12 protein-coding genes and 1 other annotated feature are annotated in these 12,347 nt (G+C 28.7%); of the genes, 11 read left to right on the forward strand and 1 reads right to left on the reverse strand.

The window, feature by feature from the left end; translation table 11 throughout:
* The first annotated feature begins 12 nt into the window (after positions 1–12).
* The 8 genes from ACVHXK_RS06545 to holA all read left to right on the forward strand — a co-directional run bounded on the left by ACVHXK_RS06545 (position 13) and on the right by holA (position 9,174).
* Positions 13–792, forward strand: coding sequence for a TrmH family RNA methyltransferase (locus ACVHXK_RS06545; RefSeq protein WP_461205563.1), 780 nt, complete (start codon positions 13–15; stop codon positions 790–792).
* Between the two features lie 98 nt (positions 793–890).
* Positions 891–1,122: a binding site (T-box leader), on the forward strand.
* 356 nt (positions 1,123–1,478) lie between these two features.
* Complete coding sequence (gene pheS / locus ACVHXK_RS06550) at positions 1,479–2,498, forward strand: phenylalanine--tRNA ligase subunit alpha (protein ID WP_461205564.1); 1,020 nt, start codon at positions 1,479–1,481, stop codon at positions 2,496–2,498.
* Between the two features lie 25 nt (positions 2,499–2,523).
* Complete coding sequence (gene pheT / locus ACVHXK_RS06555; RefSeq protein ID WP_461205565.1) at positions 2,524–4,899, forward strand: phenylalanine--tRNA ligase subunit beta; 2,376 nt, start codon at positions 2,524–2,526, stop codon at positions 4,897–4,899.
* Positions 4,900–4,994: 95 nt separating this feature from the next.
* Positions 4,995–5,597: a cell division protein ZapA gene (locus tag ACVHXK_RS06560; protein ID WP_461205566.1), complete on the forward strand. Its 603-nt coding sequence runs from the start codon at positions 4,995–4,997 to the stop codon at positions 5,595–5,597.
* 385 nt (positions 5,598–5,982) lie between these two features.
* Positions 5,983–6,255 (forward strand): hypothetical protein, encoded by a 273-nt coding sequence (locus ACVHXK_RS06565; protein ID WP_461205567.1) that lies wholly within the window; start codon positions 5,983–5,985, stop codon positions 6,253–6,255.
* A 137-nt stretch (positions 6,256–6,392) separates the two neighbouring features.
* Entirely contained in the window at positions 6,393–6,641 is a 249-nt protein-coding gene (locus ACVHXK_RS06570) for a hypothetical protein (protein WP_461205568.1), read from the forward strand.
* Positions 6,634–7,968 carry a ComEC/Rec2 family competence protein gene (locus ACVHXK_RS06575; RefSeq protein WP_461205569.1) on the forward strand — a complete coding sequence of 445 codons (1,335 nt, stop codon included), beginning with the start codon at positions 6,634–6,636 and terminating at the stop codon, positions 7,966–7,968. Before ACVHXK_RS06570 ends, ACVHXK_RS06575 begins: the two co-directional genes overlap by 8 nt.
* A 183-nt stretch (positions 7,969–8,151) precedes the next feature.
* Positions 8,152–9,174 carry a DNA polymerase III subunit delta gene (holA, locus tag ACVHXK_RS06580; protein ID WP_461205570.1) on the forward strand — a complete coding sequence of 341 codons (1,023 nt, stop codon included), beginning with the start codon at positions 8,152–8,154 and terminating at the stop codon, positions 9,172–9,174.
* A gap of 28 nt (positions 9,175–9,202) precedes the next feature.
* On the opposite strand, the gene rpsT is transcribed toward holA, so the two are convergent.
* Positions 9,203–9,469, reverse strand: coding sequence for a 30S ribosomal protein S20 (gene rpsT, locus ACVHXK_RS06585; RefSeq protein WP_461205571.1), 267 nt, complete (start codon positions 9,467–9,469; stop codon positions 9,203–9,205).
* A gap of 192 nt (positions 9,470–9,661) precedes the next feature.
* Here rpsT and gpr point away from each other — a divergent pair, with 192 nt between their 5' ends.
* From gpr to ACVHXK_RS06600, 3 genes are read left to right on the forward strand one after another with little or no spacing between them, the layout of a single operon-like run.
* Positions 9,662–10,660, forward strand: coding sequence for a GPR endopeptidase (gpr, locus tag ACVHXK_RS06590; RefSeq protein ID WP_461205572.1), 999 nt, complete (start codon positions 9,662–9,664; stop codon positions 10,658–10,660).
* A gap of 56 nt (positions 10,661–10,716) precedes the next feature.
* Positions 10,717–11,829 carry a stage II sporulation protein P gene (locus ACVHXK_RS06595; protein WP_461205573.1) on the forward strand — a complete coding sequence of 371 codons (1,113 nt, stop codon included), beginning with the start codon at positions 10,717–10,719 and terminating at the stop codon, positions 11,827–11,829.
* A gap of 45 nt (positions 11,830–11,874) precedes the next feature.
* Complete coding sequence (locus ACVHXK_RS06600) at positions 11,875–12,336, forward strand: hypothetical protein (protein ID WP_461205574.1); 462 nt, start codon at positions 11,875–11,877, stop codon at positions 12,334–12,336.
* Positions 12,337–12,347: the final 11 nt, after the last annotated feature.

The raw sequence follows: 12,347 nt of genomic DNA on the forward strand, positions 1-12,347 counted from the left end.
ATGGTGATGAAATTGAGGGAAATAAAAAGCAGGGATAATTTATTGCTAAAAGATATAAAAAAACTACAAACTAAAAAATATAGACAAGAAAAAAATTTATTTGTGATTGAAGGATTGAGATTTGTTCAGGAGTTGGTATTTTCAAATTTTAATATAAAATATTTATTTGTAGAAGATAATTATATTGAGAAATTTAGTAATATAATTAATCAGTGTATGGTTAAAAAAAATGTTGACATAATAAAAGTAGATAATAAATTACTTTCGTATATATCAACTACTAAAAATCCACAGGGGATATTAGCCGTTGTTGAAATGAAACAATATATACAGCCTACTAAAAAAGGCTTATATGTTCTTTTAGATAGAATACAAGATCCTGGGAACATGGGTACAATTATAAGAACTTCACATGCTGCAGGAGTTGCTGGAGTGATTATAACTAAAGGGTCCGTAGATTTGTATAATGATAAAACATTGAGGTCTACTATGGGATCAGTTTTTAAAATTCCTATTTTTAATGATTTTGATATAAACGAATTAAAGGATTTTAAAAGAGATGGATTTAAACTAGTGGTTAGTTCTTTGGATACAGAGTTTAATTTTTATGATGTGAACTATGATGATGACGTAATATTGGCTATAGGCAACGAAGCTAATGGCTTGTGTGATGAAATTATCGATATTGCTGATATAAAGGTTAAAATACCAATGCCTGGTGGAGCAGAGTCTTTAAATGCAGCAGTAGCTGGTAGTATAATGATATATGAAATGTTGCGTCAAAAAAAATGATTTAATTAATTTAGATAAAATTATTGAAAACAAAGTAATTTGTGGTTATAATGTTACTAGTAATTCAAAAAGCATAGATTTTTAAAAATCTATTTAATTATAAGACAATGATGGAGAAAGTAAGTTAATGCATTTATTATAGGGAGAAAAGGTTGTAAACTGAGAGCCTTTTTATGAATAATTTTACTGAAGTTCCCTCCGGAGTTCTAGTTGTGAAGTAATAGTAGTGACTAGCGGTAGAGCCGTTATTTTAATGAAGTGAGCTAATATTGACGTGTGCGCGCCATTATTGCTAATTTTGGGTGGTAACACGGTAACTCCGTCCCTTTTTATGTGGGATGGGGTTTTTTTATTGGAAAAGAGTGCAATTTGCAGAACTTTTTTAAAAAGAAGAGTGCAATTTGCAGAGTGAAGAGTGAAGTTAAAAGATTAAAGATTAAAGATAAAAGATTAAAGATAAAAGATTAAAGATAAAAGATTAAAGATTAAAGATAAAAGATGATTTGTAATTGAGGATGATTTTGTTGTACAGAATTTTTGATTTAATAGAACGTAATTAATCAATAAATTGATTAATTAATATAAATAAAGATTCTCGACGGAAGGGAGAGAATTATCATTAATTGTGCATTGTGCATTGTGCATTGTGCATTGAAAAGAATGTATAAAAAGAAAGGAGATAAACAATGAAAGAAAAATTACTTCAAATCAAAAGTAATGCACTTGAAGAATTAAAAGGTGCAGAGAGTTTAAAAGAGTTGGACGATATTAGAGTTAAAGTTTTAGGTAAAAAAGGGGAACTTACAGGAATATTAAGAGGTATGAAGGAACTTACTAAGGAAGAAAGACCAATAATAGGTAAGGTTGCAAATGAAGTAAGAGAAAGCATAGAAAGTTTTCTTAATGATACTAGTGATTTATTAAAGAAGAAAGAAAAAGAAGCAAAATTGGGAAATGAGGTTATTGATATTTCTATGCCGGGTAAAAAAACTTACCTAGGACATAAAAATCCACTGCAATTAACACTTGATAGCATTGAAGAAATATTTATATCTATGGGATTTTCTATTGAAGAGGGACCAGAAGTAGAACTTGATTATTATAACTTTGAAGCTTTGAATATTCCTAAAAATCACCCTGCAAGAGGAGAGCAAGATACGTTTTATATAAATGATGACGTAGTTTTAAGAACTCAAACTTCACCTGTTCAAATAAGGACTATGGAAAATCAAAAACCACCAATTAAAATGATATCACCAGGAAAAGTGTACAGATCAGATTCGGTTGATGCAACTCACTCACCTATTTTTTATCAAGTTGAAGGCTTAGTTATAGATAAGGGAATAACTTTTGCTGATCTGAAAGGAACTTTAGAGTTATTTACTAAAAAGATGTTTGGAGATAAAATGAATACTAAATTTAGACCACATCATTTTCCTTTCACTGAACCTTCTGCTGAAATGGATGCAACATGTTTTGTTTGTGGTGGAAAGGGATGTAATGTTTGTAAAGGGGAAGGCTGGATTGAACTTTTAGGTTGTGGCATGGTTCACCCTGAAGTTCTTAAAAATTGTGGTATTGATCCTGAGGTATATAGTGGATTTGCTTTTGGATTTGGATTAGATAGAATGGTAATGCTTAAATACGGTATTGATGATATAAGATTACTATATGAAGCAGATACAAGATTTTTAGAACAATTTTAATATTTAAAGTATAGGAGGTAAAATAATGAAAGTACCAGTAAATTGGCTTAATGATTATGTTGATATAGATATAACAGCAGAAGAACTTGGAGATGCGCTTACATTATCAGGTTCAAAGGTAGAAGAAGTAATAAAAACAGGGAATAATATATCTAAGGTTGTAACAGGAAAAATTGATAAAATCGAAGTACATCCAGATGCTGAAAAGTTATTTGTATGTAGTGTAAATATTGGGCAAGAAGTAAATATTCAGATTATTACAGCGGCCACAAATATGAAAGAAAATGATGTAGTTCCAGTAGCATTGCATGGTTCAATCTTAGCTGATGGAACAAAGATTAAAAAAGGTAAATTAAGAGGAATGGTATCTAATGGTATGTTTTGTTCTAAAGAAGAACTTGGAATTGCTAATGATGAAGAGATTTTAGGACTTATGATTATGCCAGAAGAAACACCCATTGGTGTTGACATTAAAGAAGTTGTGAAATTAGAAAGTGTAGTGCTTGATTTTGAGATAACATCAAATAGACCAGATTGTATGAGTGTTATAGGTATTGCAAGAGAAACAGCAGCAACTTTAAATAAAGTATATCAATTGCCGAAACTTGAGTTTAAACCATTGTCAAAGGAAAACATAGAGGATGTATTAGAAGCGGAAATAAATGATAAACTATGTAGAAGATATATGGCTAGAGGAATAAAGAATGTTAAAATAGCACCGTCTCCAGAATGGATGCAAGAAAGATTGATAGAATCTGGACTAAGACCTATTAATAACATAGTTGATATTACAAACTTTATATTATTAGAATTAGGGCAACCAATGCATGCATATGATAGCAGACAAATTGAAACAAATAGGATTGTTGTAGAGAGAGCTAAAGATGGTGAGAAATTTATCACTTTAGATGAGCAAGAAAGAGATTTAGATTCATCAATATTGTGTATAAAAGACGGCGATAGAAAAGTTGGTATTGCTGGTATTATGGGTGGATTAAATTCTGAAATTAAGGATGATACTACTGAAGTAATATTTGAAGCTGCTAATTTTGATGGAACTAATATACGATTATCATCAAAGAAATTAGGACTTAGGACAGATGCTTCAACTAAATTTGAAAAAGACCTTGATCCGAATCTTTCTGAAATAGCTCTTAATAGGGCGTGCAGTCTTGTTCAACAACTAGGAGCTGGAGAGGTTATGAAAGGTACTGTGGATGTATATCCTGAAGCTGTAGAGCCACATGTACTAAGAGTTGACTCTAACTGGGTTAATAAGTTCTTAGGATTAACACTTTCTAAAGAAGCTATGAAAGAATACTTAAACAGATTAGATTTGATTACTTCGGTTGATGGATGTGAACTTGTAATTCATGTGCCTACTTTTAGAAGTGATGTAAACATAAGAGAAGATGTAGCTGAAGAAATTGCAAGAATATATGGATATGATAATGTACCTTCAACTATTCCTAATATAGAGAGTCCAAGAGGTGGAAAATCACCAGAACAAAAATTACAAAGTGAATTAATAGATGTTTTAGTAGCAGATGGATTAAATCAGTCTATAGCGTATTCTTTTGTAAGCCCTAAAGTGTTTGATAAGATAATGCTTGACGGAAAAGATATTTTAAGAAATACTGTTAAAATAAAAAATCCATTAGGAGAGGATTATAGTATAATGCGTACTACTACTCTTCCTTCAATGATGGAAGCTTTGTCAAGAAATTATACAAGAAGTAATGAATATGCAAGATTATTTGAAATAGGTAAGGTTTATATACCTGTTGCAGGAGAAAAACTTCCAGAAGAAAGGAATATATTAACGATTGGGTTATACGGAGATGTGGATTACTTTAATTTAAAAGGTATAGTGGAAAATTTAATTGGTAAATTTAAAATTAAAGATTTAAATTTCGAAAGAGAAAAAGATAATAAGAGCTACCACCCAGGAAAAACGGCCAAAGTACTTATCGGAAAAGAAGTAATAGGAACAATAGGAGAAATTCATCCTGATGTTAGTGAGAACTATGATATTGAAGTTCCGTGTTATGTTGGGGAAATAAATATAGATAAATTATTTACTAGTATAGAAGGAGAAGTGAAATATTCTGCGCTTCCGAAATATCCTGCTGTTTCAAGAGATTTAGCTATTCTATTAGATAAAGAAATCTTAGTAAAAGAGATAGAAAAAGTTATTAAATCTAAGGGTGGAAAACTATTAGAAAGTTATAAATTATTCGATATATATGAAGGCAAGCAGATACCAGAGGGTAAAAAATCTGTTGCATATTCATTGAAATATAGAGAAGCTGATAGAACTCTTACAGATAAGGACGTTAATAAAGTCCATGATAAAATTGTTAGAACTTTAGAGAATAATTTAGGAGCAGAACTTAGATAAAATCATTTTATAAAAAATGATAATATGTTAAAATATAGATATGTGTATTCTAAAAATACATAATTTATGAATAACTTATCTAAGAGGGTGTTCCTATGAATGTTGTAACAGTAAAGATTAATGGAATTGAATACAATTTAAAAGGTGAAGAAAACGAAGCCTATCTACATTCTGTAGCTAGTCATATAGATAAAAAATTTAAAAATATCCTTCAGTATAATTCGAAATTGAGTACTTCTGATGTAGCAATACTTACAGCTTGTAATATTGCAGATGAATGTTTTAAATTAGAAGACAATAATGAAATCATGCTAAAAGATATAAATGAGGCTAAAAAACAATATCAAGAATTGCAGAAACAATTTGAAGATATGAAAAAGTATATACAAAGCCTTGAAAACTATAATGCAGAGTTACAGATAAAATTAGATAGTACTGAGGCAAGTAGATTAATAAAGAAAAATGAAGAAGAGAATAAAGAATTAAATGTTCAAGTTGAAAATATGCACGAGGAATTAAAAAGTTATATGGGTGATAAAAAGAATCTGCTTAAGCAAAATAAAGAATTAAGATTTGAATTACAATCATCTAAATATAAGATTATGGACTTGCAAAATAAGCTTATTGAAAATCAAATTGAATTGGCTAAGCTGAGACGAAAAGATAATTCTCTTTTGACTTTGGATGAAATTAAATAAAAATGAATGACAGTGGTTGAACAATAGTTAAACGATGGTTAAACGATAGTTGAACAATAGTTGAACGATGTTTAAACGATGGTTAAAGAATAGTTAAAGAAAGTAAGCGTACAGATTTATCTGTATGCTTTTTTTGTGTAACTTTATAACTACTAGGTAAGTATTATAATAGTATAACCAAACTGTCTGAAATATGTGTACAAGCAAATTTTAATTCTAACTCTCAATGAAAGAGTTGTTGATATGGACTTATATTTAACTATAATCAAAATGATCTTTTATATAAATTACCCAGCTTAAATATCAGCAATGTTTTAAAATGTAACTCGAATTTTTTATATATGGTAGTTTGATTAGAAAAAAATAATTCATATTGGAGGTTTATATGGAATTTTCAGGTACAGCAATAGCTCATATTCCTATTGTAGCAGCAATAAATATGATTTTTAGAAGGATAGGGATTCCACAAAAATTTTTACCTTTATTATCGCTGTTTATAGGAATTTTATATGGAATAATAGCTTTAGGGACAGAAGATATCAGAAAAGGAATCTTAGAAGGAATAATAATTGGACTAGGTGCTTCAGGATTATATAATGATGGAGTAGAAGTCACAAAAAAATTGAAGAATAAAATCGATGATACTAAAAAAGAATAGATTAAAGTATTAGTTAAATATTTATAAATAATAAAATACTTGTAGATGTTTTTTTTGAAATAAATGAGTTATAAAATAAACAATTATTAAGATTAAATATAAAATTTTTGGATAAAATAAAAAATGGAGGTGCTTATATGTCAAAGAACGTAGTAGAAACTATAATTAAAGGCAGTAATAAAGAGTTCTTAAATATTCCAAGAGATGAGTATCGTTCAGAATATAATAAAATTAATATAGAATCAGCACAATTATATACAGATCAGTATTTTAAGTTGAAAAATATAGAAGCTACTCCTAATGTAGTAGATGTAGAGCTAGAGCCGGAATTTGATAATGTTAAAATAACTATAGAACTTGATGGTGAGGATAATATAGATGGATAGACCTCTTGTTTTTTATTCATTAGTAAATTTCCTTGGTTGCTTAGCATATTCATTGTTTATTGAAAATGTTTATTGTGGTGCAGTAATAACTGCATTTTTTTTTATTTTATTAATATTCAATAAAGAAGCTAGCAAATTAGTATTAGTATTCTTTTTTATCATTGGAGTATTTTCTGTTTCTTTATATTTTAATCCCAAAACAGAAGATTGTTTTGATTTAAGAGTTGTAGAGAAAAAAGGAAGCTCTTATGTATGTACATATCTAAATAGAAATGTGATTTTAGAAAAAAGCTATATTCAATTAGAAAAGGGGATGCCAATAATTGTTTTAGGCAACTACATAGACGAAAGGGATTTATCAAAAGGAATAATTGGTAGAATAGATGCGAAGGAAATCCAATTAAAAGAAAAAGATATGATTTATAAGTTTTATTCAGTGAGAGAAAAAATATTTAATAAATATATTGAGTCTTACGGAAAAGTTAGCGGAGGAGTAGTGTTGGCGGTTTGCTTCGGTGAGGATCAATATTTGAGTTATGATACTAAAGATAAAGTAAAGGCCATGGGTATATCTCATATTTTATGTGTATCAGGACTTCATATGGTTTTAATTTATAGTTTTCTAGAAAAGTTTATAGGAATTTATGCTATAATACCTAGCCTTTTATATTTGGTTTTTATAGGGGGGAAGGTATCTGCCCTTAGGGCTTTTATTATGGTTTGTACCAATAAATTTTCAAAAAAGATTTTAAAAGAATATGATTCTTTGTCATCTCTTTGCTTAGCTAGTATAATAATATTGCTAATAAAGCCTTATGAAGCTGTTAGTGTTGGATATCATTTATCTTTTTTAGCTTGTGTTGGGATAATAATCTATTATAATAGAATTAAAAGAAAGATTTATTATATACCGAAAAATATTGCTGAGAATATTAGTTTAACTATTAGTGCTCAAATTTTTACTATGCCATATCTAATATTTGTATTTGAAGAAGTGAGTATTTTTTCTTTGTTATCTAATATAATATTTTTACCCCTTTTTTCAGTTATAATTATACTGGGAAATTTAGGTGTTTTATTTTTGAAATTACCAATTGTTTTTAATGTGATTACTACAATTAATTCTATATTTATCAGTTCATTTTATAATATAGAATATCTATTCGTGAAATATATGCCATTAAGAATACAACTTAATTATTTTGATGGGATTGTTATTTTTTTGGTGTATGTGTGTTATATATTTTTCAATAAAGGCTATAAGTTGGCTAAGTATGTGCCTGTTTTTTTATTAGGACAACAGATTTTTTTGAAGATGAATTTTTGATTTAGAATTATGGAGGTAATAGTGTGAAATGTGAAGAGCGGAGTGTGGAATTATGGATGATTTCATCATTCTTATCAAATCTTTAAATTAAATAGTAGGTTTTGCGTAGCAAAACTATCCGGAACTTCACACTTCACATTCCACACTTCACACTATTATTAAAATAAATTGGGGGATGAAAAGTTGATAGATTTAGTTACATTTAATAAGAATATTAAAAAAGGTGATATTAAAAATATTTATTTATTTTGTGGAGACGATGAAAAAAACATAAAAGAATCTGTTGAAAAGATTGTTAATAAATGCTTGAATAAAGAGTTTTATGAATTGAATTATGTTGAAATTGATGGACAAACAATTGATCCTCAAAAATTAATAAATGCTTGCGAAACTCTCCCTTTTATGAGTGATAAGAAGGTTGTTTTGGTTTATAGAGCTGATTTTTTCAGGGATGATTGTGACAAGAATAGTGAAAAATCATATAAGGAAATAAAAAAATATATTGAAGAAATTCAAAAAGATTGTGTTTTGATATTTTATTATATTTTTTCTAATGCCAGAGAAAAAGAAAGCAGAAAAGTTAAGAGCTTAGATAAAAAAATTGAAGTAGTTAAAATAGGTAAACTTAAAGGAAGATTTTTAGAGGATAAGGTCAAAGAAATGTTTTTAGAAAAAGGAAAGGATATTAAAAAATTAGAATTGGCGGTATTTTGCTCTTATGTACAAAATAATTTGGATATAATTGAAAATGAAGTTGATAAATTATGCGCATATACAGAAAATGAGAATATAACTAGAAAAGACATTGATGCTTTGGTTAGTAGAAAAAGTGAAAATGATATATTTAATTTAGTTGATTTTTTATCTAAAAGAGACCCAAATGGGGCAATAGATATTCTTGATGAATTGATATTTAAAGGAGAAGCTGTAAATTCAATTTTATATATGATAGAAAGACAAATGAGATTATTAACTCAAATTCGTGTAGGAATTGATAATGGTAAAAATTCTGGGGTTTTAGCTAAAGAGTTAAAGCTTAATAGCTATATTTGTGATAAGATGGTTACTCAAAGTAGGAAATTTTCGTTTACTTACCTAAAGAAATGCCTTGAAGAATGTATCGAAACTGAAAAAAGATTAAAATCTGTTAGTGTTAATACGAAAACAGAATTAGAATTTCTGATTATGAAAATAACAGTATTATAAAGCCAGTGCAATTGCACTGGCTTTTTAATTACGCGCTTAAATTATTTAATTTTGCAGATAGTCTTGATTTTGTTCTTGCAGCTTTATTTTTATGTAAAATGCCTTTTGAAGCAGCCATATCTAAAGCTTTTATACAAGATGTTAATTCTGTTTTAGCAACACCTAAATCTTTTGCTTCTAAAGCAGATTCATATTTTTTTACTTGAGTCTTTAATGCTGATTTTATCATCTTATTTCTAAGAGTTTTAGTTTTTATAACTTTAACTCTTTTCTTAGCTGATTGAATATTTGCCATGATTTCACCCCCTTGTAATTTGGTAGGGTTAAGCAGCGCGTAGGGTTATCATATATTGCCTAACTCAACAAATGATATTATAGCATTAAATATTAACCTCTTCAAGTATAATTTTAAAAGATACAATTATATTTATGGGTAAAAAGTGAATTTATACTATAAATATGGGGAAAATAATTTTATCAATGCACAATGCAAAATACGAAAGGATGTGTAAGAGTGTCAATTAGAACAGATTTAGCTGTAGAAGCTAAAGAGATGTATGAGAAAAAAGAAGGTTCTAAATTAGATGGATTGTTAGTTGAAGAGAATGACGATGGGAAAGCTCATATTACAAAGGTAAACATTTTAAATGAAATTGGAGAGAAAAAACTTGGTAAGCCTATAGGAACATATATAACTATCGATATGCCAGAATTTGTTCATTATGATAAGGATACTATGGATGAAATTAGCGATGTTTTAGGCAGAAATTTAATGGAGTTAGTTGAAGTTAGTAAAGATATGACTGTTTTGGTTGTAGGACTTGGTAATTGGAATGTTACTCCCGATGCACTAGGTCCTAAGGTTATTTCAAAAATAATGATAACAAGACATTTAAAACAATTAATACCGGACAAAATTGACGAGGGAATTAGACCAGTCTGTGGTTTATCACCAGGTGTTTTGGGTATTACAGGAATCGAAACGGGAGAGATTATTAAATCAGTAGTTGAGAAGATAAAACCTAATTTATTAATATGTATAGATGCGCTTGCTTCAAGGAAATTATCTAGGGTAAATAGGACCATTCAAATAGGAAATACAGGAATATCTCCTGGTTCAGGAGTTGGGAATAAAAGAATGGAGATAAGCGAAAGGACCCTTGGCATTCCTGTTATAGCAGTAGGAGTTCCTACTGTAGTTGATGCTGCAACTTTAGCAAACGACACTATTGATTTGGCTATAGACGAAATGATTAAACAATCAAGCAGTGGATCAGATTTCTATAATATGCTTAAATCTTTGAATAAAACTGAAAAACAAAATATGATAAATGAGATATTAAAGCCTTATGTAGGAGATTTAGTTGTTACCCCTAAAGAAGTAGATTTAATAATTGATAGTACGTCAAAAGTTTTAGCTAATGGAATTAATATTGCCTTGCAGCCAGCTTTAAACTTAGAAGAAATAAATAAATACTTAAATTAGTAATATTTTTTTAAGGCCCCTTCATATATATAAGATATAACTTAGGAGGGGTGGTAATGAACAGGAAGAGAAATATTATTTTCACACAAAGATTAGATTACATTTTTATGGTCCTGATTATGTTTTTTATTACGTTAGTTTTATTTCTTTTTATTTTCCAAAGGTCACTTAATTATGTTATGGACAATGGCCTTAGGAGAAATGTATTTTATGCTTCTTTAATTAACGAGACAGTATCATCCATTGAAGCAACTTCATTTGAAGAAGGAGCCAATGATGAAAACTATTTATCTCTTAGTAATATAATATATACTAATTTCGGAATTAATATCTGGCAGCCTTCAACAATTTTAGTAAAAGAGATGGCATTTCTAGACGGTTTTTATAATGGGGATAGTTATGAAAGAGCTGCGAGTGATGAGAAGAATAGTAATGATGATTTAGATAATCCTGATACAAGTCAAGATGATAATTTTCAATTGGATGAGGAGGATTTAGTTCAAAAAAACGAAGATGAAATGCTAGATGCTGGTGTAGTTTTTAATGAAGCTTTAGTTAAACCAATGTCAAGTGAACCACAGATTTTAATATATCATACGCATACCTGTGAGAGTTATAAACCAGCATCGGGAACTAGTAAAAATAAAGAGGAAAGTGTTTGTGCTGTTGGAGAAGAATTGAAAAATCAATTAGAGAAATATGGTATAAAAACTATCCATGATACTACATATCATGATGTTGAAGACTACGTGCATGCGTATTCGTATTCTAGGGATACTCTTAATAGTTATATGCAACAGTATGGAGAATTTGATTTAGTTATTGATCTACATAGGGATTCTGTTGAAGACAAGAATTCTATAACAGTTAATTTAAATGGCGAGAGCTGTGCAAAATTTATGTTTGTACTGACGAAAGATAATCCATATTTTAGCACTACAGTGGAAAATGTTAATGGTATGATAGATATATCTAATGAGTTGTTCCCAGGTATCAGCAAAAATGTTTTATATCGAAATCGTGGAGTTAGTTTTTATAACCAAGACCTTAGCGAGAATGCACTATTGATAGAAGTTGGTTCATTTGTAAATACTTTAGATGAGGCTAAAAACTCAACAAAGTATATAGCGAGGATAATTGCAGAGCTTTTTAATAAGCAAACTGAATAAAAAAAGTTAAAAAGTACATCCTTTAGGTAAGGAGGTGCTTTTTTAATGAGTAAAAAAATAATTTTCTCCATTTTTATGAGTTTAATAATTATTGTGATTGGTGTTGGAATTATAAATGTGAGAATGAATAGGCAATTGTATATAAATATATTAGAGGCTACTGATGATAAAGAATTGGAAAAAGTAAAAAATGATGAATGGAATTTAGATTATATGCAAAATACTTTAGATAAAGTAGAAAATGTGTATTATCCCTTAGAAGATTTATTGAGTGTAGATATTGATCTATCTACCTATGAATACGGTGATGATACTACTCTTGTGAATGTTCTAACTGAACCTAAATATAAAGTTTTGTATTGCAATGACCCCTTTGAAATTCGATTAGATTTTCCTAAACAAACTATTGTTTTTAGTAAAGAAATTTTTACTGATACATTTAGTAAAGTTAAAGAAATTAATTTGGTTAAAACTTTCGAAGATATATTTTTGGCAATAGGAGACTAATATAATAATTT

Source organism: Clostridium sp. DL1XJH146 (assembly GCF_054819755.1).